Source organism: Pseudomonas sp. HK3 (genome assembly GCF_052920985.1).
Genome location: NZ_JBREXD010000001.1, coordinates 417673 through 442122, shown reverse-complemented (window position 1 = coordinate 442122; position 24450 = coordinate 417673). Strand labels below are relative to the sequence as shown.

Sequence of the window (24450 nt, the reverse complement as noted above, 5' to 3'; positions counted from 1 at the left end):
TTTTAAAACAGACTCATTAGTGCTCCTGCGCATTGTTAACGCCTGTCGGCACACGAATGTGTTCGACCAACTCTTGAATATGCTGTGGTGGCGCAGCAGTGATACGAGATATGGCAAATGCCACTGAAAAGTTCACTACGGCACCAATGGCACCAAAGGCATTGGGTTCGATTCCAAAGAACCAGTTGCTTGGCATGTCGCCCAAGAACTCAGTCCCTGGCACAAACATGATGCCCTTATGCTGAAACACATAAAGTAACGTGACGGTAATACCTGCGATCATGCCGGCCACCGCCCCTTCTTTATTAATACGACTGCTAAATATACCCATCATTAGAGCAGGGAAAATAGACGACGCCGCTAAGCCAAATGCCAGTGCCACTGTACCTGCCGCAAAGTCGGGTGGGTTAAACCCAAGATAACCGGCTAATGCGATGGCACCTGCCATCGCAACACGAGAGGCCATTAATTCCTGCTTCTCTGTGATGTCTGGCATAAACACACCTTTTAACAAGTCATGGCTAATGGCAGACGATATGGCCAGCAATAAACCGGCTGCGGTAGATAGGGCGGCCGCTAAACCACCGGCCGCGACTAACGCAATCACCCAGTTAGGCAGCTGTGCAATTTCAGGATTTGCTAGCACCATAATGTCACGGTCGACTTTGACCATTTCATTTTTTTCTTTATCGGCTGTGTATTGAATTAAGCCGTCATTGTTTTTGTCTTCGAATTGAAGCAGGCCTGTTTTTTCCCAATTTTTAAACCATTGCGGGCGTTCGTCATACGCGAGGTTTTCACCACTCGTCGGTTCAATGGTGTTCATTAGATTTAAACGTGCCATACCGGCAACAGCAGGTGCAGTTGTGTATAAAATGGCAATAAACACCAACGCCCAACCAGCAGATGAACGAGCGTCTTTTACTTTAGGCACTGTAAAGAAACGAATAATCACGTGAGGTAAGCCTGCGGTACCAATCATTAATGAAAGGGTATAGGCAAACATGTTTACGGTACTGAGCCGCACACTGGTTGTGTATTCAGCAAACCCTAATTCGGTCACGACTTGATCGAGCCGGTCTAATAAGTACACGTCACTGCCGCTTAGCGTACTGCCAAGTCCTAACTGTGGTATTGGATTACCCGTTAAGCTCAGTGAGATAAAAATAGCCGGAATGGTATAGGCTAAAATTAAAATACAGTATTGTGCAATCTGGGTGTAAGTGATCCCTTTCATGCCGCCTAATACAGCATAGAAAAAGACAATACACATGCCCACTAATAAACCCGTATCGTAGCTAACTTCCAAAAAGCGAGAAAACGCCACACCAATGCCTTTCATTTGCCCGATAACATACGTGACGGAACAAATGATTAAACAAATAACGGCAACGATGCGTGCGGTACGTGAATAAAAGCGATCACCGATGAATTCAGGCACAGTGAACTTACCGTATTTTCTTAGGTAAGGCGCGAGCAGCATGGCTAAAATAACAAATCCACCTGTCCAACCCATTAAGAAAACCGAGCCGCCGTAACCCATAAAGGCAATTAAACCTGCCATTGAAATAAAAGAAGCCGCGCTCATCCAGTCAGCCGCGGTGGCCATACCATTGGCCACAGGATGAATACCACCCCCAGCAATATAAAACTCTTTAGTGGTACCTGCTCGGGCCCAAATTGCGATGCCAATATAAATGGCAAATGTAATACCTACGACAATGTAGGTGAGTGTTTGTAATTCCATGATGCACCTCTACTCGTCGTCGACGCCATATTTACGGTCAAGTTGACCCATTTTTTTTGTGTAGTAAAAAACCAATACAACAAAGGTATAAATAGACCCTTGTTGAGCAAACCAGAAACCTAATTTATAGCCGCCAATTTGAATTTGATTTAATACATCCACTAATAAAATACCGCAGCCGAACGAAACAACGAACCAAATGATTAAAAGTTTAACCATGAGTGCGAGATTCTCTTTCCAATATGCTTTGGCATCGCTTTGTGATTTAAATGACATGATGCTCTCTCCAGTTAACCTGTTTATTATTAATCGCCATATTGTGTGCCGTTACCTTATATAAATATAAGGTGGCACTTTTTAATAAAATATTAGAAACTCAATTTACTGGTGAATTGAATGCGTGATAAATCACCATCAGCACCACTTTCAGTTTCACGCTCTGCAATCATGTACTCGCCTCCAAAAGTCAATTGCGCCGTTGGGCTATACATGAGATTGACGTACATATTATTAATGGATTTAGTGACATCAGAAGTAATGGCATCGGAATTGTCGGCTTCTGAAAAAGCGTAAGAAACCGTACTGCGCATTTGACTGCTCCACATATGTTTATAAGCGACAAAGCCACCGGTTACGGAATGTAAATCAATGCTGCCATCGGCTTCGATGCCGCCATCACGAAACGCGTTTAACGCAACGTAACGACCAAGAGCACCACTGTTGAGCATGACTTTTATGTCGTCGCCATTTTTCATGGCGTACTTACCGCTAAAAGATACGGCGTAACCCATCTCGCTTTCATCTTGCGCGCCATCGTTGTATGTAATTTGACGTAACATCAAAGCCGCTGAATAACTTAAGCTACCTGCACTTGCATCATAACGGCCGATTAAATCGGGCATGGTATTGTCGTCAACTTGGTTTGAGTTTACGGTGGCACCGGCACGATCGTCGTTAAATCCAGAAGATGGATTTTCCGCTGCGATCATTATTTTGCCACCCGCTATGGGCAGTGTGTAACGTATTTGAGGTTGGCGCACAAAGATCGTACCTGAGGTTGGGCCAACAAAATCCACGGCCTCAGGTAATGCACCGACATTGAAAAAAGTACTCCACGTTTGACCTGCTGTAATGGAAGAGCCATCTGATTTATTCCACGCTAAAAAACCATGACGTAAACCATTACTGGATTGATTGGTAAGGCGTTCATCATTGCCAGCATTAAAATCCATTTCTATAAAGCTGATGACTTGACCTACATCTGTGTCGGTAATCGTTTTAAAATTTAAGCGTGAAAATTTTGCGTTGGTATCAAATACACGATTTCCTTCACCACTGGCGTCACCGACTGCGATGGTTGAAGGCACAAGAAAGTCATCCCCTACATTCCCTGCGCGCTGGGTATCTGAATATTGACTAAAAATGGCATCAAACTTTATGAAACCACCATATTTAAATTGCGTTTCGGCATGGGTGATTGAACTTGCGAAAGTGGCACAACCAAGTGTGCAGGCTAGGGCAAGGGCATTTTTTTTATTGGTTTTAAATGAGATGGGCTTTCTCATAGTCTTCCCTCCGGATGGTTAGCGTCAGGGAGTAGCAATTAGCGCCACACGGAACTGATCACCACTCTTACCGCTACAGTAAGGGGGTTTTTAAGCACCCTGACTATTAGCCCTTGGTATATATTCGACTAAAGTCTAATGTCGTTTAACTTGATATTTTGTGGTGCGTACCCAACAGCTTAGACAAAGGTCTAATGGTGGTTTGTGGTGTGAGATTAGACACTGCTTGTATACAAATGAATGTGTAGGGGAGCATCATGTCAGAACAAAGCGTTTATCCAGTACAGCCCAATCAAAAAACATTGCTGACAAACGAGCAATATTTAGCGATGTATCAGCAATCAATTTCAGAGCCTGAGGCTTTTTGGGCGAAACAAGCTCAGCGTATTGAATGGCAAACGCCATTTACAAAGGTAAAAGATGTTTCATATGCAAAGCACGATTTACACATTCGTTGGTTTGAAGATGGTGAGCTTAATGTCACCGAAAGTTGCGTTGATCGCCATGTAAAACATAACCCACAAGCGACAGCGTTTGTTTGGGAGCCTGATGAAGAAGGCGCGCCCTCTCGCATTATTTCGTATGAGCAGTTATCACAAGAGCTCAATAAACTATCAAACGGCTTAAAACAATTAGGCGTAAAAAAAGGCGATGTTGTTACTATTTATATGCCGATGGTGCCGGAAGCGGCCATTGCAATGCTGGCATGCGCGCGTATCGGTGCGGTGCACTCGGTGGTGTTTGGTGGCTTTTCGCCGGAAGCATTAGCCGGGCGTATTGAAGACGGTAATAGCCAGTTTGTCATTACGGCTAATCAAGGGTTGCGTGCCGGTAAAACCGTGCCTTTAAAAGAAAATGTAGATAAAGCCATTGAACTTTGCCCGAAAGATCTTGTGAAACATGTTGTCATGTTACAACACACGTCTACGATTGTGCCGATGAATAGCAGCATTGATGTGGATTATAAAACGTTACTCGTGGCACAAAGTGATGTGTGCCCAGCTGAAAAAATGAATGCAGAAGACCCATTATTTATTTTGTATACATCTGGCAGCACAGGTAAACCAAAAGGTGTATTACATACCTGTGGTGGCTATTTGGTTTATGCCGCCATGACCCATGAATATATTTTTGATTACAAACAAGGTGATATTTATTGGTGCGCTGCCGATGTGGGTTGGGTCACGGGTCATAGTTATATTGTGTACGGGCCATTGTGTAATGGAGCATCTGTAGTGATGTACGAAGGCGTACCGACACACCCTGACTGCGGGCGTATTGCGCGCATGATTGATAAGTACGACATCAATATTTTATACATCGCCCCTACAGCGATTCGTGCATTAATGAGCGAAGGAGATGACCCCGTCAAAGGTGCTAACTTATCGAGTTTGCGTTTGCTCGGCACCGTGGGTGAGCCGATTAACCCAGAAGCATGGCGCTGGTATTACCGCACATTTGGTCGTAGTCAATGTCCCATTGTGGATACATGGTGGCAAACCGAAACAGGGGCTGCTTTGATTACGCCATTACCTGGCGCGACTGATTTAAAACCGGGCTCGGCTACGTTACCATTTTTTGGTATACGCCCGGCACTGGTTGACGAGCATGGCAATGAGCTTGAAGGCACGGCCAGTGGTAACTTAATTATTAAAGACAGTTGGCCCGGACAAATGCGCACAGTGTTTGGCGATCATCAACGGTTTATCGATACTTATTTTTCAACGTTTGAAGGCAGTTATTTCACCGGTGATGGTGCTAAGCGTGATGACGATGGTTATTACTGGATTACTGGGCGAGTGGATGATGTATTAAATGTATCGGGCCATCGTATGGGGACCGCTGAAATTGAAAGTGCGCTGGTCGCTCATGAGGCTGTCGCTGAAGCTGCCGTGGTTGGTTTCCCCCATGACATTAAAGGCCAAGGCATTTATGTGTATGTCACATTAAACCATGGTAAAGAGCCCAGTGAAAAAATGCAGAAAGATTTAATCGCGTGGGTGCGCAAGGAGATTGGCCCAATTGCAACACCGGATATTATTCAATGGGCAGCTGGCTTACCTAAAACACGCAGTGGCAAAATTATGCGCCGTATTTTACGCAAGATAGCCACCGATGAATTCGACACACTGGGAGATATCTCAACACTGGCAGACCCCAGTGTGGTTGAAACTTTAATTGAAAATCATAAAGCCATCGCACAGGTGGCATAAGGTGAGATTAAATAAGAGCTAATGAGGTTAGCTCTTATTTAGGTTTAACCGGATTGGCGTAATCTTTCACATGGAATAAAATTGATAATGGTGTAAATTAAGAGGATACAAAAATAACAATAACGGATCTTTATGTCGCACGCTTGCAGTATTATCGTAGCAGACGATCACCCCTTATTTCGCAGTGCATTAAGTGGCACATTAATGCGTCAAATTGCTGATGTTGAGATTCATGAAGCATGTGATCTTTCGAGCCTGCAATTGCAGGTTGAAAACAATGAAAATGCACAGCTGATTTTGTTAGATTTACATATGCCTGGCGCAGAAGGCTTTAGCGGTTTGGTTTTCTTAGTGGCACATTACCCCCATATTCCTGTGATGATTGTTTCAGCCCACGACCAAGCGGATATTATTCGCCGTGCAATGGACCACGGTGCCAGTGGCTTTTTACCAAAAAGTAGTCCCGTGGATGATATGGCTGAGGCCATTCACACAGTATTAAATGGCGGAGTATGGATGCCTAACAATCTTTCAGATGGTAATAGCAGTAACTTAAGTGAAATGAATTTCGCACAAGCCCTTGCTCAGCTTACGCCTCAGCAATTTCGGGTGGCCAGTATGGTGAGCCAAGGTTTATTAAATAAGCAAATCGCATATGAACTCAATGTGACAGAAGCCACCATTAAAGCGCATATGACCGAAATATTCCGTAAGCTTGGTTTAAATTCACGTACTCAAGTGGTCAAAGCTATGGGTGAATTATCTGTACAACCCTTAGTGAACCAAACCGATTTGTAATTAGCGAAATTGCTTTTTAAGATTGATTTGCTGGCGTAACACATTACGCAGTGCGGCAGGTGCCACCGGCTTTGCCATGAACAAACAATTGCATTCACTTACGTTTTGACGAACCTCATCGCTGTTGTCTGCGCTGATCACAATAGCGTTGATGTTGGTCTGCCAATGTAAACGTAATGCCTCAATGACGTCTAATCCTGTTTCGTGATCAAGGTGGTAATCCGCCAAAATAAAATCGGGCGCGTGGGTGAGATTCCAGAAACTAAGTGCTTGACCTAAATCGGTTGCAGTGACCACGTGACAGCCCCACTGTTCTAATAATGATTGCATGCCCATCAGTATTCGTTGTTCATTATCAACACATAAAATATGTACGCCAGCAAGATTAGGGTCTTGGTTATGAGCCTCTATTTTAGCGGGTTGAATATGACCTATCGGTACGGATATCGAAAACTTAGAACCTACACCCACTTTAGATTGCACTTCAATGCTGTGCCCTAATAATTGTGAAATGCGTTGGGCGATTGATAAACCTAGCCCTAACCCTTGATTGCTGACCGCACCGGGCAGTCGCTCAAACTCTTCAAATATGCGCTCCATTTCATTCTCAGAAATACCCGGGCCAGTGTCGAGAACTTGTAAACTAAATTCGCTGCCTTTTCTGCGTACCCCCATTAATACTTTGCCACTTTGAGTATAACGCAGCGCGTTAGAAACAAAATTCTGTAACACTCGGCGCAGCAGGTGTAAATCACTATAGAGCCAAGCATTTGAAGGCACCCAATGAAATACAATTTCTTTTTTACTGGCAATGGCATTCGCTTCACTGGCTAGAGGGCGCAATAAACTATCTAATGAAAAATGAGAACGTCTTGCTTGTTCTTTACCTGAGCTTAAACGTGAAATTTCACGTAATGAATTAATCAACTGTTCGGCTTGAGTGAGAGCGTCATCAAGTTGTTGAGAGGTGGTTTCTAAGGATTTACTAGGCGGTTGTACGTTTTTAACTTGCGCCTGTATCGATGCGGCGAACAAACGTGCTGCATTAATAGGTTGTAATAAATCATGGCTAGCGGCAGCTAAAAATCGACTTTTACTTGCGTGCACTTGTAAGAGTTCTTGTTCGGTTCGCGCACGTAATTCATTTTCGCGTTGTAGTGATTCGTTCACGTTTTGCAATTCTTGGGTGCGCAGGCTAACCCTTTCTTCTAAAAGTGATTTTGACTGGGCGAGCTCGGTTAATACATGATGGTAGTCACTGATATCTGTGTACGTTGTTACATAGCCACCATTCTTTAATGGTGTACCTCGTATTTCAATGACTTTGCCATTAGGCAGCTCTCGCTCAAGTCGGTAAGCATTGCCTGTATTTAATTGTGTTAAGCGGCGCTGCACTAATCGTTTTTGATTACTATCGTCGTTACCTAAATAACCACGTTGTGCGTTGTATTCGTAAATGGTTTTTATATCGCAACCGATATAAAGCAGCCGCTTAGGGTATTCAAATAAATATTGGTATTGCTGATTCCAAGCCACTAATTTTAAATCTTTATCCACCACACTAATACCCTGAGGAATCGTCTCTAACGTGGTTTGTAAAAGAGTTTGGCTAAATTGAATTTGCTTTGAACTGCCACTGACTAAGCTTACAAAGTCTTGTAGTTTTAACGGCTGCTCACTTGATAATAACGTCATCGCTTTATGGGAAGATACAGCACCAATGATCGAGCCTAATTCGTGTTCTATCACTCCAATAACAAAATTAGGGGCATAATCGTGTGGCAATAATCGGTGGCCCACTTGTCGCTCAAAACTACGCCACATGGCATGACTTCGCTCTAAACCAAATAGTGGGTCGACTAATGATTGTAATTGGCGAACCTCTACGGCACTGAGTGTGGTATCTAATTGGGTGTCATCGTGTTTAATATGGCTATGGGTGAAACGTTGGGCTTGGCGCAAATCTAAATAAGAAAATTGCGTTTTATTCGATACCAAATAAAATATGAAAGCGTTAACACTAATGCTTAATAATACACCCAAGCTTAATGGGTCAAGAAACCCAAGACCTAAGAGATTATTAGGCGCCAACCAATGAATACTAAACAAGCCGTGAATTAACAATGTGTGTTCATTGGGTAACAATGTTGGCAATAATAAACAATAAAACCAGATGGCCATGCCGCTTAATAAACCCGCGATCACGCCACGAGCATGTCCTTTAGGCCAATATAAACCCGCCAATACACCGGGCAATAATTGCGCGCACGCAGCAAACGAAACTAAACCAATACTGGCAAGCCCTTCGTTTTGACTCATGATGCGTTCAAGTAACCAACTCAGCGCTAAAATGGCAATGATGACCCCACGGCGAATGAATCGCAGAGAACGACCTAAATCTTTTGATTGATAACCCACTTTATTTTTTGAGCGCAACCATGTTGGCACGATGAGCTCGTTAGACACCATTATCGATAATGTAATGGTGGCCACCACGACCATGCCTGTTGCCGCCGAAATTGCACCAATAAAGGTTAACGCGAGAATCCACTCATCGCCGCTAAAACGCGGAAGGGTTAAAACATAACTATCCGGTGAAATATCAAGGCCGCCAAATAATTGTGCGCCTGTTTGAGCAAGTGGAATAGCTAACAAAGCAAACGCACCTAAATATAAGGGCACTAGCCAACGGGTATATTGAATATCCCTTGCGCCTTGGTACTCCACGACCATGACATGAAATTGCCGAGGCAAACAAATAATTGCAGTGGCGGCTAATAATAATTCAGTAGAAAAAAAGCGGGCTGGTGATTTGTGAAACATGTAAATTTGCACTTTGCATGTCTGGTAAATCAATATTCATTAATGTAACGGCTAATACAGCAACCACAATAAATGCAATTAATTTGACGACGGATTCTGTAGCCACTGCGGTGATCATGCCGCGTAATCTATCGGGGCCATCAATGACTCGAGTTCCAAACAAAATCGCGAACCATGCCATAGTCAGCGCTGCGATAAAACTGGATGTATCATTGAATATGGGGTTCGAACTTTGCCAATTTAAACTGCTCCATGCAATCGAAACCCCACGGAGCTGTAGTGCAATATAGGGCAGGGTGCCAATGACTAAAACAGTGGTGACAATGGCGGCTAACGCTTGGTTTTTTCCGTAACGCGAGCCAATAAAATCGGCAATAGAGGTCACTTTGTTGTGTAAACTTACGGTGAGTAAGCGGGTTAAAAATGGCCAGCCAAAAATAATCAATAAAATAGGGCCAAGATAAATTGGCAAGTAATGCCAGCCATTTTGAGCGGCATGACCGGCGGCTCCTAGAAACGTCCAAGAACTGCAATAGACACCAATGGATAAACTATAAACAAGTGGGCGCCACCAAGACAGACGAATAGTACTGCCATATTTTTCGCCCCACCAAGCGATGAAAAATAATAGGCCACCATAGGCGGTAACGAGAATCAGTAGTAGTTGCTTATCCATGATGTGCCTTTCAAATCGCTGCCTTATCCTTACTTATCTAAAAGACAAAGGCAACTAGACGAAAGACTAGGCTAAGGCTGTTTTTGAAATGGTAATGTGTTGATCAATGATCTTAAAGGGAATGCTTTTCAGGGACTGCTCTAAACAAGGCCCGCTGATGCATAAGCCGTCTTCTATACGAAATAATGCACCATGCATTGCACACATAATTAAGCTGCGGCTGCTATCAAGAAATTGATCTGGCACCATTTCAAGTTGCACACCTAAATGAGGGCAGCTATTAAGGTAAACATGAACCTCGTTGTGTTTTTTAACCGCAAATATTGAGCGCCCTTCAATCGAAAAGCCTTTGCTTTGGTTGTCATTGATATCGTTAACATGGCATAGGGAGAGCATGTGCAGAATCCAAATAATGGATTATAACCAATTTCGTCTAATTGGCAGAAGGGAAGGCGCTTTAATTTAAAATAAAACATCCTCATTTTCAGCATCATCCATGGCCTTTTTAGCCATGTTTTGCAGATCGTCGTTAAGACCTTCAAGATACTGAATAAGGGTTTGGCTATTGTCTTCCATTTTATTGAGACGGCTAAGCTTGTCTTTGCTGGAGCCTTTTTTAGCGGCAATGAGAGCCGAATAGGCGTTTTTATGCAAGCCTTCGAGGTGTTGCTCGATGCTGCGATAACTTTTCAAATGGCCAAACGTTGATTGACCTAAACCATGGAAATACCACTGGCCAAAGCCGTTACCTTTATGATCTTTTATTAATTCACACGTTTCATCATCGTGTTTGTCAGTGGAGATGAATTCATATACTCGGGATTTAAACGCCAATAAACTCAGCATAGCAACTTGTATGTAGCTTTCGTTGGTGCTGCGATTAATTATGATGTTCATATCCTTACTTAAGTCTGTAATCAGCTTAACCGAGGATTCAATCGTTGATGTGGTCTCCTTTAAGTTGGTCGCATCTTTTTGAATATCTTCAATGCCTTTATCGACTTTTTGAATGAAATTCGTGGTGGCTTGTATGATGTCTGAAATCTCTTTGGTGGTGTTACCTGTTTGCCCAGCAAGGGTTCGCACTTCATCGGCTACAACGGCAAAGCCACGGCCTTGTTCGCCGGCTCTTGCGGCTTCAATGGCGGCATTAAGTGCCAGTAAATTGGTTTGATCGCTGATGCCTTCAATTTTTACGACACAATCATTTATTTTGGCGGCGGATTGATTGAGCTGCACCATGTTTTCGCCGGTTTGACTGGCTCGGCTGTCAATTTGATTTAGGCTTTGGCCTACTTGCTTCAATATGACGGTAATTTGCCCAAAGGTGGCTTCGCTGTCTTTTAAGCGAGAGCGTTCTGCGCCTAAGGCTTCAGCGTTGTGACTGACAAGATTGTGGATATCGTTGACGCTATGAACGGTTTTAAATAATAAAGCATTCATTGAGTTTTGCTCTGTGGCCATCTCACCAATGTGATTTTGCAATTCCTCAGAGGCTAGGCGACTGAGTTCAGCGTTACTAAGGCTATCTTGAAGCGCTTGTATTTCGGTATGCAGTGTTGCAATGAGTGCGTCACGCTCAGCCAGTTTCCCGCTATTTGCGATTGAGAATAAGCCCATGGTATTACCAAACTCTATAATATCTTTTAACTTTAGCTCAGCATGAGAGGGTGACAAGTGAGTACTATTTCTTCAGCGTAATATCTGGCGTGTCTTGGCCTACATCTTTAAGGGTATTTTGCTGGGTTTGCTCTAGGAGCTGCTTAGCGTGTGAAAAGTCGATGCTAAAATCGACTTCCATGGCTTCTTTGCTGGGTTTAATACCGCATGCAGCACCCGTAACAGGCATGGTGCTGGCGGTACCTGGTGATTTGCTCATAGCGACACCTCGGTTATTTAATTCGATGTTTCTCGCGGGTTTCTTGTTTCTTACGGTCGCTTTTTCTGAGCATCACATAGAGTGCCCCGGTACCACCGTGCTGAGGCTTGGCGCTGTGAAAAGCGATAACGTCGTCAAATTCTCTTAGCCATTTATTGGTCCAGCTTTTTAGTAAGGCTGGAGTGGCTTCTTTTTCGCCTTTGCCATGCAGAATAATAAGCGTACGTAGGTCGTACTTCATGGCATCTTCAATGAAGCGATAGACCTCTTCGCGGGCTTGTTGAACTGTGCGTCTGTGTAGATCAAGGCGAGCATCGAGTTGGTATTTACCCAAGCGAAATTTACGGTAAACCCCTTCTTGTACGCCATCTTTTTTGTATTGAATAATGTCGTATGGTTTTACCATGTGCACATGCGTATCACTTAAGTGATTTGGGTCATCCTGTGCATCGGTTACGGCCGCTTGGCGGCGCTGAGCGACGGCAATACTGTCTTGCTGGGTTTTGTTTTTGTTTAGACTGACCCGCTCATCTACTTTGAGGGGCGTTACATCACCAATAGCCTTTTTAAATTCTGAAAAATCGTCCATATTGGCTCCCCCCTCTCACTTACTTTAATGTTAACTCGAATACTGTTTCGCTTGATGCCGTTTAGGCATTATACGCGTTTTGCGTCAAATTCGTGTTGGTTTATGGCTGTAATGTTTCGCCTTTAAGCAGCAGCAATGGGTCAATACGGGCGTTATTTAAGCTGACGGACCAGTGTAAATGCGGCCCTGTGACACGGCCAGTTGCACCGACTTTACCTAAAACAGCGCCTTTTTTCAGTACATCACCCGCTTTAACGTCAATCTTACTTAGGTGACAAAACATGCTGATTATTCCCTGGCCATGGTCCATATACACGACATTACCATTAAAAAAGAAGTTGCCAGTTAACACCACTTTACCAGAGGTGGGTGCGTGAATCGGTGTCCCTGTGGGGGCTGCGATATCTAATCCACTATGGGGCTTACGCGGTTCGCCGTTAAAAAAGCGTTTAAACCCAAAAGGACTGGAGTAAGGACCCACTACCGGTTTGATCATCTCTAAATCAGGCGTTAACTGGGTGTCGAATACCTTAAAGACAGCATTGGCTTGTTTTTTTTCGCCTTTGTGACGGGTCAAGTTTTCAGCTGAAAGGTCAATGTGCTTACGGGTTTTCAGCTTGATATGTTGCTCAGGGTAATCTTTTGCTGTCACTGTGAAAGGGTAGCGCTTGCCTTGGCTGACAACAAAGTGTTCGCCCATCTTGGTAGCTAATTTAAGGCCAACCACAGCATGCCAAGCGTTGTTGTGTTTAACGACAGTAACAGGGTGTTTTTTATAAACCGCTTGAGGCGGGTTATCTAGCTCGGCATCCAGTTTTATAATCGCTATACCGCCAGGAACATTGGCGGCTTGTGGCAAACTGTAGGCGTTGGGCATCATCAATAAGCATATGAAGCCAAGTATGATTGAAATAAGCGGTGTGCTGGGCATGTGTGTTTTATTCATCGTATAACTCGCTCACTGTGCAACTCAATTTACCTTCGTGCAGTTTGGCATAGACGGTATCCCCCACTTTTACTTGGTTAGCGTTGTGGATAACTTGGCCATCTGTGGTGGTATTAATCGCATAACCACGACTCAGCGTACTCAAAGGGCTCACCGCATTCAATACCTCAACTTGCTTCCCTAAAGACTGCTGCCATCTGGTTAGGTTTGATTGAATGGCTTTTTGTAGGCGTTTGTTAAGCTGCGCATTGGTTTGCTGCATCAACGCCAGTTGCTTGTCTGGTTTGAATCCTGCGAGTGATTGTTGACAAGTTTGCAGGCGATTTTTATTATTTTGCAGCCGAGATACCATGGCGTTTTTTAAGCGCATCTCAGCCATGTCGAGACGTTGCATGTGTTCGTTGAGTTTGTCTTTTGGATGACGTAAACGTTTGATCAATTGCAATAAATGAAAATTCTGCTGGGCAACTTTGTTTTTTATGACGCGCGCTAAACTGCGTTCAAGTTGTTCAAACCGTCCCAGCCATTCAAAGCGATCAGGGCTCACTAATTCTGCTGCCGCCGATGGTGTTGGTGCGCGCAGGTCGGCAACAAAGTCACTGATCGACGTATCCACTTCATGACCTACTGCGCTGATTGTCGCAATATGACTATTATAAATAGCGCGCGCGACCACTTCTTCATTAAATGGCCATAAATCTTCTAGGCTGCCACCGCCACGACCGATAATTAATACGTCACAAATATTGTCGCGATTCGCTTGTGAAATGGCATTGGCGATTTGTCCTGCCGCTTGTTGACCTTGAACTTGAGTTGGGTAAATAGAAATAGGCAAACTTGGAAAGCGGCGCTTTAAAACTGAAATAATATCTTTTACTGCAGCACCCGTCGGGCTGGTGATGATACCTACATGTTTAGGGTGCGCAGGAATAATTTGTTTATGCTGAGCATCAAACAAGCCTTCTTTAAATAAACGCTGTTTGAGTTCTTCAAACGCTAATTGCAATGCGCCTTCGCCTGCGCTTTGCATGGCATCGACAATTAATTGGTAGTCACCGCGCGCCTCATACAAACTAACCGACGCGGTGACAACGACCTGCTCGCCTTCCTTCGGAATAAAATTTAAATATTGCGTGCGACTTTTAAACATGGCGCAACGTACCTGAGCACGCTGGTCTTTTAACGTGAAATACCAATGGCCACTACTGGGGCGCGCAAGGTTAGAAATTTCGCCTGTAACCTGCACTCGGTGCAGGTACGTTTCGAGTAATTCTTTACTCTGACGGTTCAGCTGACTGACGCTAATTATGGTGTTCTTTTGTTCAAAATTACTCATACAGACCTAATAGTGTGAACCAATTTGAAAAATAACTAGACAAAACCCTAGAATTACTGGCTATACTAGACCCAGTAGTTGATTCAACTGCTCTTTTAATTGTTCCAACGGATAAGGAATCATACATGAAAAAGCTCATCGCTGGTGCTGCACTTGCTGTAGCTGCTACATCTTCTTTTGCTAGCCCTGCAGGTTGTGGCGCTGGTACAGAATTTGTTTTCCCTGAAGCAAACGAATGGTACGAGCACGTAATGGCTGCGACTACTAACGGTTCTTCTGGTAACCAAACTTTCGGCATGACTTCTGGTACTTCAGGTTGTGGCGATGCTGGTGGCCCTCTTAAGCTAGCACGTGTATTTATGGATCAAAACATGGAGCAACTTGCTTCTGATTCTGCACGCGGTCAAGGCGAATCTTTAGATGCACTAACTAGCCTTATTGGCGTAGATGCTGCTGATAAAGCTGAATTCTCTAAAGAAGTTCAAGCAAACTTTGATTCTATCTTTGTAAGCACTGAATCTTCTTCTGAAGAAGCTTATGGCGCGTTAGTTAGCGTTATGGCAAGCAACGACAAGTTGGCTAAATACCTAGGTTAATCCTAGATTTAGTTAATTTTAGAGGGGGTGCTTTTGCACCCCTTTGTTATTTTGCGCCAGAATAAACTAAGAATAAAATCCATGCCTATTTTACGTTTTATTACCCTGTTATGTTTTTCGGGTTGTATTTCTTTTCCTGCGTTTTCAGATTCAAATATTTCCCAATTATCTCAATCGCCAAAGTGGCGAGCCCTGTTGCATTACCAAGCACAAGGCATAAATAATGTTGAATACAGTGAAGTTGATGATGATCGTTTTTTCTTATCAGATGCTGGTAAATACGATGCGTTAGCGGAATTAAAAGCAACCATTGCGGCATTCAAATTGCCACAAGAGGGTGATGACGCTGCGATTTGTCGTTTCCCTGCTCGCTTAAACTTTTTACAAGAAAAATTACCACAACAGAATTTTACAAAAATACAGTGCCCCGCATTTGATGAATGGTACGACCAGATTAAAGGCGAAGAGTTGTATCTGATTTTTCCATCGTCTTATATCAATAGCCCATCTTCTATGTTTGGGCATACGCTGTTTCGATTAGATGGCAAACAAGGCCACAAGTTACTGTCTTCTGCGATTAATTTTGCGGCGTTTACGGATGCAAACGACGATGAATTAACGTTTACCGTTAAAGGGCTAACCGGCGGTTACCCAGGTTATGTTTCTCTTGTGCCGTATTATGAAAAAGTAAATGAATACAATCACATTGAAAGTCGTGATATTTGGGAATACAAACTTGATCTAAGTCATGAACAGGTACAAAAATTTACACGTCATATTTGGGAGCTGAATGAAATCCGGTTTGATTACTTTTTTATTGACGAAAACTGTTCCTATCGACTGCTGACATTGTTAGACGCCATTGAGCCAAGCTGGCAGCTAGCCGCCCCTTTTAAATATCGAACGGTGCCGACGGATACGATTCGTGCGTTAGAGAAAAAAGACTTAATTGGCGATGTTACGTTCAGGCCTTCCAGAACCACAATTATTGAAGGTCAGCGCTTGCAGTTAACGGCTGACCTGCGTTTGATTGCGCGTGAATTAGCAGATGATCCATATGCGGTTTCAAGAGAAGCGCGTTTTTTAAATTTAAGTGAAAAAGAAAAAGCGCAAGTATTAGACATTGCCTATGGCTATACCCGTTATTTAAATTTAAAGAAAAACGATACCGATCCAACGCTACCAAAGCGCAGTTTAAAATTATTGTCGCTGCGTTCGAAAATTGATTTTAAAGGTGAAGCGTACAAACCGTTCCCAGAACCGTTAGTACGCGATGAGCATGGCCACAACACATTGCGCTCTACAATTGGGGCAACGGAAGACTTTTTAGAAATTGGTTTTCGGATTAACTATCATGACTGGCTTGATAATTTGGCGGGTTATCGAAAAGGCGCGCAAATTGAAATGGGTGACATTCGTTTTCGTGCAGATGAATCCCACTTACATAGGCTTCAGCACTTTGATGTCATCAGTATTCGTTCACTGGGTCCGCGTAATCGATTAAGCCAACCGATTAGCTGGCAAGTAAATGGTGGTTATGAGCGCTGGGCGAGCGATGACTTAGGTCATGCGCATATTAAACTGGGTGGTGGTTACGGCTATGACGCAGGGCCGGGTATGGCGTATGCCTTTTTACAAACTCAAATTGCCAATGGTGAGCGCTATAAAGATGACTGGCGATTAGGCGCTGGTGCTGAGCTTGGGTATTTGATTCAAACGGACCAATTTAATATGTGGTTATCGGCTCAGCATTTGGCCAGTGTGATTCAATCCGGTGAAAGCACTGAATACCAAGTGGGTGTTGGTGTGCCGCTTGGTAAAAATCAACAAATTCGCGTGCAGTGGCAAAAACAAAAGTGGCGACAACTTGAACAAGAGCAAGTAAGGCTGACGTATGCCATTTATCATTAGAATTTTCGTATTGGGTTGGTTAGTGCTGATCCTAAACGGTTGCACGGGTATAACGTCTTTGATGTTTTTCCCCCTAGAAGAGTACCCCGCCACGCCTGCTCAACTGGGTTTCGAATTCGAAGTGGTTAAGCTTCAAGCTCATGACGGCACTAAGCTTCATAACTGGTGGATGCCAGCACAGGGTCAAGCCAAAGGTAATGTGATGTTTTTGCATGGCAATGCGCAAAATATGAGTTACCACCAATTTAATATTCATTGGCTCGTTAAGTCCGGCTATAACGTCTTTTTACTGGGTTATCGTGAATATGGTAAAAGCGAAGGGCACGCGATGCTGCCTGACATCTTTATGGATGTGTATGCAGGCTTAGATTGGATGGTCGCTAGGCATGATGATTTGCCTTTAGTCTTGTTTGGGCAAAGCATGGGCGCGACGTTAGCCGTTTATGGTCTAGGCAGTTATCCACAAAAAGACAAAGTAGATGCAGTGGTGCTTGATGCTGCATTTGCCAGTTACCCTGATATGGCGGCTGAAGCCATGTCGCGAAATTGGTTTACGTGGCTGTTACAGCTGCCTGCGTTGGCCATAACCAGTAAATATGATCCTGTAGAGTGGATTGACCAATGGGGCAATAAACCTCTATTGATGCTGCATAGCCCTGATGATCAAACCGTGCCCTACGAAGCGGGTGAGCAGTTGTTTGCTAAAGCCTTAGAGCCTAAACAATGGATTACCACAATGGGCCCTCATACGCGTACGTTTCGCTTTGTTAAATACCAGCAGATCTTCTTGGATTTTATTGCCCAGTTGCCAGTGGAATCGAATAAATAAGGTAATAGGTCTAAAATACATACAAACTTAAGTAAATTTTGATTTCGCCGTTGCCTTGTTTAAGGTAGAATTACGCGCCATTCTTATTCAGGTATGGCGGTCCCATCATGTTGCGAATTGCCCAAGACGCATTAACGTTCGACGATCTTCTTCTCGTTCCCGGTTACAGTGAAGTTTTGCCCAATCAGGTGAACCTTAAAACCAAGTTAACCCGTGAAATCGAGCTAAATATTCCCCTTATTTCTGCGGCTATGGATACCGTAACCGAATCTCGCTTAGCGATTGCTATGGCGCAAGAAGGCGGTTTAGGCATTATTCATAAAAATATGACCATCGAGCAGCAAGCAGCTGAAGTTCGTAAAGTTAAAAAATACGAAAGCGGTGTGGTTAAAGATCCTATTACAGTACCCAGTAGCACCACGATCAGTGAGCTGCTTGAAATTACCCGTCAAAACAATATCTCAGGTGTGCCCGTTGTTGATGGTGCTGACTTAGTCGGTATCGTAACGGGTCGTGATGTTCGTTTTGAAACGAACCTAAATGCGTCCGTTGCCAGCGTTATGACACCGAAAGAAAAACTCATCACGGTAAAAGAAGGTGAGAGCAACGACGTTGTTCAGGGTTTGCTTCATAAATACCGCATTGAAAAAGTATTAGTCGTTAACGATAACTTTGAGCTGGTTGGTTTAATGACCGTTAAAGATATTGATAAAGCCTCTGCTTACCCAAATGCCTGTAAAGATGATCAAGGTCGTTTACGTGTGGGTGCGGCTGTTGGTACCGGAGCTGAAACGCCAGATCGTATTACGGCACTTGTAAAAGCAGGTGTTGATGTGGTGATTGTCGATACGGCCCACGGCCACTCTAAAGGTGTAATTGATCGCGTACGCTGGGCAAAAGAAACCTTCCCTCAGTTACAAATTATTGGTGGCAACATTGCCACAGGCGCTGCGGCTAAAGCGCTAGCGGATGCGGGTGCCGATGGCGTTAAAGTAGGTATCGGCCCGGGTTCTATCTGTACCACTCGTATTGTAGCGGGTGTAGGTGTGCCACAAATCAGCGCAGTAGCCGACGTAGCAGCCGCACTTGAAGGCACTGGTGTGCCGTTAATTGCAGATGGTGGTATTCGTTTCTCTGGTGATATGGCCAAGGCCGTTGTTGCAGGCGCTTACGTTATTATGGCGGGCTCTTTGTTAGCCGGTACCGACGAAGCCCCAGGCGAAGTAGAATTGTTCCAAGGCCGTGCTTATAAATCTTACCGTGGCATGGGTTCATTAGGTGCTATGGGCCAAAGCCAAGGCAGTGCGGATCGTTACTTCCAAGACTCTAAAGCGGGTAACGACAAATTAGTGCCAGAAGGCATTGAAGGCCGTATCGCGGTTAAAGGCCCAATGGGCAATGTTGTGCATCAAATGATGGGCGGTCTTCGTTCAGCCATGGGTTACACCGGTTGTGCCACCATTGACGACATGCGTACGAAACCTGAGTTTGTGAAAATATCATCTGCGGGCATGAAAGAATCCCATGTGCATGATGTGCAAATCACAAAAGAAGCCCCTAATTACCGTATGGGCTAAAGCGTTACCTTAGAGTCTCTTGAGCGCTCTAAGTAAGTTGGGTTAGCCGAAAAGTAACCCAACAAACAGAATTTTAACCTGTTGCTAAGGCAACAGGTTTTTTAGTTTTATAGATACGAGGTCTTTATGACAGACATTCATGCACAGAAAATCCTAATTCTAGATTTTGGCTCTCAATACACCCAGCTTATTGCGCGTCGTGTACGTGAGCTTGGTGTGTTCTCTGAAATTCGCGCGTGGGACATGAGCGCTGAAGACATCAAAGAATTTGCGCCTAAAGCCATTATTTTAGCCGGTGGCCCTGAGTCAGTGCATGAAGAGAATAGCCCCCGTGCGGCACAAGAAATTTTCGATATGGGTTTGCCTATTTTTGGTGTTTGTTACGGCATGCAAACTATGTCAGAACAATTGGGCGGTAAAGTTGAAGGCTCTGATGTACGCGAATTTGGTTATGCGCAAATTAAAGCTGAAGGCAGCAGTGCGTTGTTTAAAGACATTGCTGACCATGTAAACGATAAAGGCGAGAAACTGCTAGACGTTTGGATGAGTCACGGTGACAAAGTAGTCAAAATGCCTGAAGGTTTTGAACTCATGGCATCTACGCCATCATGCCCAATTGCAGGTATGTACCACGCGGAGAAAAACTTTTTTGGCGTACAGTTTCACCCAGAAGTGACGCACACCTTACAAGGTGGCCGTATGCTTGAGCACTTCATTATAGACATTGCAGGCTGTGAAGGTTTATGGACACCTGCCAATATTATTGAAGATCAAATCAAGCGTGTGCAAGAAAAAGTTGGCGATAAAAAAGTATTGCTTGGTTTGTCGGGCGGCGTTGATTCATCTGTTGTTGCGGCTCTTTTACACAAAGCCATTGGTAGTCAACTAACCTGCGTATTTGTGGATAACGGCTTGCTTCGTAAAAATGAAGGCGACATGGTTATGGACATGTTTGCAAAAAACATGGGCGTAAAAGTGATTCGCTCTGATAGTGCCGATTTATTCTTGGGTAAGCTGGTGGGTGTATCAGACCCAGAAGCGAAACGTAAAGTGATTGGTAATACCTTCATCGAAGTGTTTGATGCTGAAGCGACCAAAATTAAAGATGTAGACTTCTTAGCGCAAGGTACAATTTACCCTGACGTGATCGAATCCGCGGCATCTAAAACAGGTAAAGCCCATGTGATTAAATCTCACCATAACGTAGGCGGTTTGCCTGACGATATGAAAATGGATTTAGTCGAGCCATTACGTGAATTGTTTAAAGATGAAGTACGTAAAATTGGTCTTGAGCTAGGTTTGCCATATGACATGGTTTACCGTCACCCGTTCCCAGGACCTGGTCTTGGTGTGCGCATTTTAGGTGAAGTGAAAAAAGAATACGCCGATGTTTTACGTGAAGCGGATGCCATCTTCATCGAAGAGCTGCATAACTTCGATTGGTACCATAAAACCTCTCAAGCGTTTGTGGTGTTCTTACCGGTTAAGTCGGTAGGTGTAGTCGGTGATCAACGTCGTTACGAGTGGGTTGTATCGTTACGTGCAGTTGAAACCATTGATTTTATGACGGCGCGCTGGGCACACTTGCCGTATGAGTTATTAGAGAAAGTATCGAATCGTATTATTAACGAGATCGAGCACATTTCTCGTGTGGCTTATGATGTGTCATCTAAGCCGCCTGCGACGATTGAGTGGGAATAATCACGCTTAGTTAATGAGAGGTTCACCGCACCTGATAAGAGCCGATGCACGCATCGGCTTTTTTATGGATACGACATAAGGCAATCATTGATGCTAAAAATACTAACCAGCGTTTTAGTTTTCATTTTATTGCAGGCATGTGTGGCCTATCCTAAGCAGACGTTCAGAAAAGACTACAAGCGTTGTGACCTTGTCTCCAGAGAATATCATCTGGCGATGAATCACTCTGGGATGAAAGTATTAATGGAAGGTACAGGGGATCCACTTCATGCTTTAGTGCTGTCAGGAATCGTTGCAGGTGTTACGACGGTGGTTTCTGGGTCAATCGTCATTGTTGGAAATACGGTGCACTTTTTAGAAAAGCAGGGCAGTTGTGATGATAGCTTTTTAAATGTTCAGGTTTTAAGCCATATTATGCCTTTACTTGAAGACGGCGGAGAACTAATGGATGAAGACATGATAATTAACACTCAGTCAAGTGAGGTATTGGTTAATTGATTTTTGCAGGGAGACTTAAATCAAAATGTATGAATCGCCTGTCTAGTCACTTTATTTTCCTCTAAAATAACACCAATCATTCCTTTTTATTGGCAATCACACTTTGTTTACTTTACAGCAGTTACAATCCGGCTCTATCACACCTGAATCTCTAGGATCACAGAAACGGTTTCAGCTATCTGAGAATCTAACAGAGTTCCCTCGGGAATTATTCGATTTAGCCGATCATATTGAAATACTCGACTTAGGCGGAAATCAATTATCCGATCTGCCTGATGATTTCCATCGATTCAAACAGTTAAGAATTTTATTTCTCACCGATAATGCATTTGAGCATGTTCCTCGTGTGCTTGCTGAATGTGAGCAGTTAGAAATGATCGCATTTAAATCGAACCAACTTAAAACAGTGGATGAAGATTGCTTTCCTTTATCGACTCGCTGGTTAATTTTAACGAATAATCAAATTCAAACATTACCTCATTCGTTGGGGCAGTTAACCTTATTAAGAAAGCTAGCATTAGCTGGCAACCAATTAACGGCGTTGCCTGATAGCATGGCAAATTGTACTGACCTTGAGCTGGTCCGCTTGTCGGCCAATCAATTAACGAGTGTGCCTGACTGGTTGTTGTCATTACCCAAATTATCATGGCTTGGTTTCTCTGGTAACCCAGTTTGTAAATCATCAGGTTCTATTCAAGCGACTATTCCACAGGTGTCGCTGGATGCCATTAAGTTGAATCATCAAATTGGTGAGGGCGCATCGGGTGTGATTCACCATGCGGATTGGGTGTCTGCTACTGATCATTCCGCGGAAAATAACGTATCAATAGCGGTGAAATTATTTAAAGGGTCTGTCACCAGTGATGGCTATCCTCAAGATGAAATTCAGTGTTGTCTCAATACAGGTGAGCATCCAAATTTAATAAAAGTATTGTCACATATTAATGACTTAGAACAGCTCGGACTTGTGATGGAATTGATCTCGCCTGAGTTTAAAAACTTAGGTCTTCCGCCTAGTTTAAAAAGCTGTACTCGAGATACATTTAAGTCAGATATGTCATTAACGTCTTCAGAGGTTCTTAACATTGCGAGCCAAATGGCAGACACGTTGAACCACATGCATCAACAAGTCGTTAGCCATGGCGATATTTACGCACACAATACAATGTTTGATTCACATTGTAATATTCTATTTGGTGACTTTGGTGCGGCTACGGATTTAGGCGTGTTAAGCGCTGAGCAAAAAGATAAAATGGAGCGCATTGAAGTGCGTGCGTTCGGTTGTTTTGTGGATGACTTATTGTCGTTAGTTAAAGGCACCGATTTATTATTCGAAAATTTAACGGCAATGAGCCATTTGGCCATGAGTGAGAGTCTGTCTGCCCGCCCTCGTTTTTTTGAAATATCTGAGCAGTTTTATGCATTACAAAAATAAATAGGTTATGTAAGGTAAATACCTTGTTGGCGAGAATGACGTGTTTGTTGTAGGGTGGTTTCATTACAGGCAGTGCAAACAATTAATGAGTAGAATTAGCCTCAGAATTTAGCAAGGATCTAGCATGATGAATAATTTTGGCCCAGACATAGACCGCAGCGAATCCGATTCGATTAAATGGAAACGTTACAAAGGCAAAGATATTCTGCCTATGTGGGTGGCGGATATGGATTTTCAGGTGGCCCCCGAAATACTAAATGCTATTAAAGAGCGAGTGGATCACGGAGTCTTGGGTTATGGTTCAGATAGCACTGAGCTGCGTGAGCTGATTGTTAAACATTGTCATCATCATTACGACTGGAAAATTGAGCCCGAGTGGATTGTCTTCACGCCTGGTGTCGTAAAAGGGTTGAACTTGGCTCGTGCAATCGCGGTAAATAATGGCAAGCCAGCAGGGATTACAGCGCTCCCTGTATACCCGCATCTTATGCGCCAAGCCCCTATTTTAGATACCGACAACTATACGTATCATGTTAAGCCCGAGGGAGACAGCTGGTCATTAAATTTGCCCGCCATGGAGCAAGAATTAAGTAGCGATGTGGGCGTGGCACTTTTGTGTAACCCGCATAATCCTATTGGTAAGGTGTATGGTCGTGACGAACTCACAGAGTTTGCCAATGTCTGTGTTAAAAACGACGTGATAATTTGCTCTGACGACATACATTGCGATTTAATCTTAAATGGTAAAAAACACATACCCATTGCGTCTTTAAGTGATGATGTGTGCAAGCGCACAATTACATTAATGGCGCCAAGCAAGACTTTTAATGTACCTGGCTTAGACATGGCATTTGCCATTATTTCAGATATTAAAATGCGTACAGAATACGCTAAGTTAATGGACGGCTTAGTGGGGCATGTGAACATATTAGGCATGGCGGCTGCTACGGCCGCATTCAAGTATGGTGAACCATGGCGTTTAGAGCTGATTGATTATCTTAATGAAAGTCACCAGCTGATCCTTGATAAAGTAAACGCCATTGAGGGAATCTCGATGCGACCAGCGGAGGTATCTTACCTTGCGTGGTTAGATGTTTCGGCTTTGCAGCTTGATAACCCACAAAAGTTTTTCGAAAATCATGGCGTTGGCATGTCAGCTGGCGCTGAGTTCGGAGATAATAATTATGTGCGTTTAAATTTTGGTTGCCAGCGTTCTGTTTTAATTAATGCACTTGATCGAATTGAAAAAGCAGTATCAATCCGTTTAAATGAACTGAAAGCCAGCTCTTTATAGCAAACTCGATGTAATCTACTTGCGTCTGCTTTTACAG

General features: G+C 43.7%; 21 protein-coding genes. 10 read left to right on the top strand and 11 right to left on the bottom strand.

Annotated elements, in window-relative coordinates; all coding sequences use genetic code 11:
• Positions 1-16: 16 nt before the first annotated feature.
• The 3 genes from ACU6U9_RS02020 to ACU6U9_RS02010 all read right to left on the bottom strand — a co-directional run bounded on the left by ACU6U9_RS02020 (position 17) and on the right by ACU6U9_RS02010 (position 3312).
• Entirely contained in the window at positions 17-1747 is a 1731-nt protein-coding gene (locus tag ACU6U9_RS02020) for a sodium:solute symporter family protein (protein WP_446733413.1), read from the bottom strand.
• Between the two features lie 9 nt (positions 1748-1756).
• Positions 1757-2023, bottom strand: coding sequence for a DUF4212 domain-containing protein (locus tag ACU6U9_RS02015; RefSeq protein WP_446733412.1), 267 nt, complete (start codon positions 2021-2023; stop codon positions 1757-1759).
• A gap of 92 nt (positions 2024-2115) precedes the next feature.
• Positions 2116-3312: a DcaP family trimeric outer membrane transporter gene (locus tag ACU6U9_RS02010; protein ID WP_446733411.1), complete on the bottom strand. Its 1197-nt coding sequence runs from the start codon at positions 3310-3312 to the stop codon at positions 2116-2118.
• A gap of 257 nt (positions 3313-3569) precedes the next feature.
• Between ACU6U9_RS02010 and acs the strand changes: the two genes are divergently transcribed.
• A complete protein-coding gene (acs, locus tag ACU6U9_RS02005) occupies positions 3570-5525 on the top strand; it encodes an acetate--CoA ligase (RefSeq protein WP_446733410.1) in 1956 nt (651 codons plus the stop codon).
• 132 nt (positions 5526-5657) lie between these two features.
• A complete protein-coding gene (locus tag ACU6U9_RS02000; protein ID WP_446733409.1) occupies positions 5658-6323 on the top strand; it encodes a response regulator transcription factor in 666 nt (221 codons plus the stop codon).
• On the opposite strand, the gene ACU6U9_RS01995 is transcribed toward ACU6U9_RS02000, so the two are convergent.
• The 8 genes from ACU6U9_RS01995 to xseA all read right to left on the bottom strand — a co-directional run bounded on the left by ACU6U9_RS01995 (position 6324) and on the right by xseA (position 14572).
• On the bottom strand, positions 6324-9146 hold the full coding sequence (locus tag ACU6U9_RS01995; RefSeq protein WP_446733408.1) for a hybrid sensor histidine kinase/response regulator: 2823 nt from the start codon (positions 9144-9146) through the stop codon (positions 6324-6326). It lies immediately after the preceding gene.
• The gene (locus ACU6U9_RS01990) at positions 9109-9822 is read right to left on the bottom strand and encodes a sodium:solute symporter family transporter (protein WP_446733407.1); all 714 of its coding nucleotides are present in this window, start codon (positions 9820-9822) and stop codon (positions 9109-9111) included. Before ACU6U9_RS01990 ends, ACU6U9_RS01995 begins: the two co-directional genes overlap by 38 nt.
• A 66-nt stretch (positions 9823-9888) precedes the next feature.
• A complete protein-coding gene (locus tag ACU6U9_RS01985; protein ID WP_446733406.1) occupies positions 9889-10218 on the bottom strand; it encodes a Rieske (2Fe-2S) protein in 330 nt (109 codons plus the stop codon).
• Between the two features lie 66 nt (positions 10219-10284).
• Complete coding sequence (locus tag ACU6U9_RS01980) at positions 10285-11265, bottom strand: methyl-accepting chemotaxis protein (protein ID WP_446735046.1); 981 nt, start codon at positions 11263-11265, stop codon at positions 10285-10287.
• A gap of 241 nt (positions 11266-11506) precedes the next feature.
• Entirely contained in the window at positions 11507-11701 is a 195-nt protein-coding gene (locus ACU6U9_RS01975; protein WP_446733405.1) for a hypothetical protein, read from the bottom strand.
• Positions 11702-11714: 13 nt separating this feature from the next.
• Positions 11715-12290, bottom strand: coding sequence for a DNA endonuclease SmrA (gene smrA, locus ACU6U9_RS01970; protein ID WP_446733404.1), 576 nt, complete (start codon positions 12288-12290; stop codon positions 11715-11717).
• Positions 12291-12390: 100 nt separating this feature from the next.
• Positions 12391-13236: a peptidoglycan DD-metalloendopeptidase family protein gene (locus ACU6U9_RS01965; protein ID WP_446733403.1), complete on the bottom strand. Its 846-nt coding sequence runs from the start codon at positions 13234-13236 to the stop codon at positions 12391-12393.
• Positions 13229-14572 (bottom strand): exodeoxyribonuclease VII large subunit, encoded by a 1344-nt coding sequence (xseA, locus tag ACU6U9_RS01960; RefSeq protein WP_446733402.1) that lies wholly within the window; start codon positions 14570-14572, stop codon positions 13229-13231. Before xseA ends, ACU6U9_RS01965 begins: the two co-directional genes overlap by 8 nt.
• A 125-nt stretch (positions 14573-14697) precedes the next feature.
• Between xseA and ACU6U9_RS01955 the strand changes: the two genes are divergently transcribed.
• The 8 genes from ACU6U9_RS01955 (at position 14698) to ACU6U9_RS01920 (ending at position 24413) form a co-directional block, all read left to right on the top strand.
• Positions 14698-15168 carry a DUF3015 family protein gene (locus ACU6U9_RS01955; RefSeq protein WP_446733401.1) on the top strand — a complete coding sequence of 157 codons (471 nt, stop codon included), beginning with the start codon at positions 14698-14700 and terminating at the stop codon, positions 15166-15168.
• Between the two features lie 81 nt (positions 15169-15249).
• On the top strand, positions 15250-17079 hold the full coding sequence (locus ACU6U9_RS01950) for an Lnb N-terminal periplasmic domain-containing protein (protein WP_446733400.1): 1830 nt from the start codon (positions 15250-15252) through the stop codon (positions 17077-17079).
• Positions 17063-17908, top strand: coding sequence for an alpha/beta hydrolase (locus ACU6U9_RS01945; RefSeq protein WP_446733399.1), 846 nt, complete (start codon positions 17063-17065; stop codon positions 17906-17908). Before ACU6U9_RS01950 ends, ACU6U9_RS01945 begins: the two co-directional genes overlap by 17 nt.
• Positions 17909-18015: 107 nt before the next feature.
• Positions 18016-19485 carry an IMP dehydrogenase gene (gene guaB, locus ACU6U9_RS01940; RefSeq protein ID WP_446733398.1) on the top strand — a complete coding sequence of 490 codons (1470 nt, stop codon included), beginning with the start codon at positions 18016-18018 and terminating at the stop codon, positions 19483-19485.
• A 126-nt stretch (positions 19486-19611) separates the two neighbouring features.
• Positions 19612-21186, top strand: coding sequence for a glutamine-hydrolyzing GMP synthase (gene guaA / locus ACU6U9_RS01935; RefSeq protein ID WP_446733397.1), 1575 nt, complete (start codon positions 19612-19614; stop codon positions 21184-21186).
• Between the two features lie 90 nt (positions 21187-21276).
• Positions 21277-21684, top strand: a complete 408-nt coding sequence (locus ACU6U9_RS01930) for a hypothetical protein (protein ID WP_446733396.1) — start codon at positions 21277-21279, stop codon at positions 21682-21684.
• A gap of 103 nt (positions 21685-21787) precedes the next feature.
• Entirely contained in the window at positions 21788-23119 is a 1332-nt protein-coding gene (locus ACU6U9_RS01925; protein ID WP_446733395.1) for a leucine-rich repeat-containing protein kinase family protein, read from the top strand.
• A gap of 124 nt (positions 23120-23243) precedes the next feature.
• Complete coding sequence (locus ACU6U9_RS01920) at positions 23244-24413, top strand: MalY/PatB family protein (RefSeq protein ID WP_446733394.1); 1170 nt, start codon at positions 23244-23246, stop codon at positions 24411-24413.
• The last annotated feature ends 37 nt before the right edge of the window (positions 24414-24450 follow it).

What these genes read in the sequence shown, in the direction of transcription:
- ACU6U9_RS02020 (WP_446733413.1), bottom strand. Translation starts at nt 1,747, where the DNA reads ATGGAATTACAAACACTCACCTACATTGTCGTAGGTATTACATTTGCC.
- ACU6U9_RS02015 (WP_446733412.1), bottom strand. Translation starts at nt 2,023, where the DNA reads ATGTCATTTAAATCACAAAGCGATGCCAAAGCATATTGGAAAGAGAAT.
- ACU6U9_RS02010 (WP_446733411.1), bottom strand. Translation starts at nt 3,312, where the DNA reads ATGAGAAAGCCCATCTCATTTAAAACCAATAAAAAAAATGCCCTTGCC.
- acs (WP_446733410.1), top strand. Translation starts at nt 3,570, where the DNA reads ATGTCAGAACAAAGCGTTTATCCAGTACAGCCCAATCAAAAAACATTG.
- ACU6U9_RS02000 (WP_446733409.1), top strand. Translation starts at nt 5,658, where the DNA reads ATGTCGCACGCTTGCAGTATTATCGTAGCAGACGATCACCCCTTATTT.
- ACU6U9_RS01995 (WP_446733408.1), bottom strand. Translation starts at nt 9,146, where the DNA reads ATGTTTCACAAATCACCAGCCCGCTTTTTTTCTACTGAATTATTATTA.
- ACU6U9_RS01990 (WP_446733407.1), bottom strand. Translation starts at nt 9,822, where the DNA reads ATGGATAAGCAACTACTACTGATTCTCGTTACCGCCTATGGTGGCCTA.
- ACU6U9_RS01985 (WP_446733406.1), bottom strand. Translation starts at nt 10,218, where the DNA reads ATGCTCTCCCTATGCCATGTTAACGATATCAATGACAACCAAAGCAAA.
- ACU6U9_RS01980 (WP_446735046.1), bottom strand. Translation starts at nt 11,265, where the DNA reads ATGAATGCTTTATTATTTAAAACCGTTCATAGCGTCAACGATATCCAC.
- ACU6U9_RS01975 (WP_446733405.1), bottom strand. Translation starts at nt 11,701, where the DNA reads ATGAGCAAATCACCAGGTACCGCCAGCACCATGCCTGTTACGGGTGCT.
- smrA (WP_446733404.1), bottom strand. Translation starts at nt 12,290, where the DNA reads ATGGACGATTTTTCAGAATTTAAAAAGGCTATTGGTGATGTAACGCCC.
- ACU6U9_RS01965 (WP_446733403.1), bottom strand. Translation starts at nt 13,236, where the DNA reads ATGAATAAAACACACATGCCCAGCACACCGCTTATTTCAATCATACTT.
- xseA (WP_446733402.1), bottom strand. Translation starts at nt 14,572, where the DNA reads ATGAGTAATTTTGAACAAAAGAACACCATAATTAGCGTCAGTCAGCTG.
- ACU6U9_RS01955 (WP_446733401.1), top strand. Translation starts at nt 14,698, where the DNA reads ATGAAAAAGCTCATCGCTGGTGCTGCACTTGCTGTAGCTGCTACATCT.
- ACU6U9_RS01950 (WP_446733400.1), top strand. Translation starts at nt 15,250, where the DNA reads ATGCCTATTTTACGTTTTATTACCCTGTTATGTTTTTCGGGTTGTATT.
- ACU6U9_RS01945 (WP_446733399.1), top strand. Translation starts at nt 17,063, where the DNA reads ATGCCATTTATCATTAGAATTTTCGTATTGGGTTGGTTAGTGCTGATC.
- guaB (WP_446733398.1), top strand. Translation starts at nt 18,016, where the DNA reads ATGTTGCGAATTGCCCAAGACGCATTAACGTTCGACGATCTTCTTCTC.
- guaA (WP_446733397.1), top strand. Translation starts at nt 19,612, where the DNA reads ATGACAGACATTCATGCACAGAAAATCCTAATTCTAGATTTTGGCTCT.
- ACU6U9_RS01930 (WP_446733396.1), top strand. Translation starts at nt 21,277, where the DNA reads ATGCTAAAAATACTAACCAGCGTTTTAGTTTTCATTTTATTGCAGGCA.
- ACU6U9_RS01920 (WP_446733394.1), top strand. Translation starts at nt 23,244, where the DNA reads ATGATGAATAATTTTGGCCCAGACATAGACCGCAGCGAATCCGATTCG.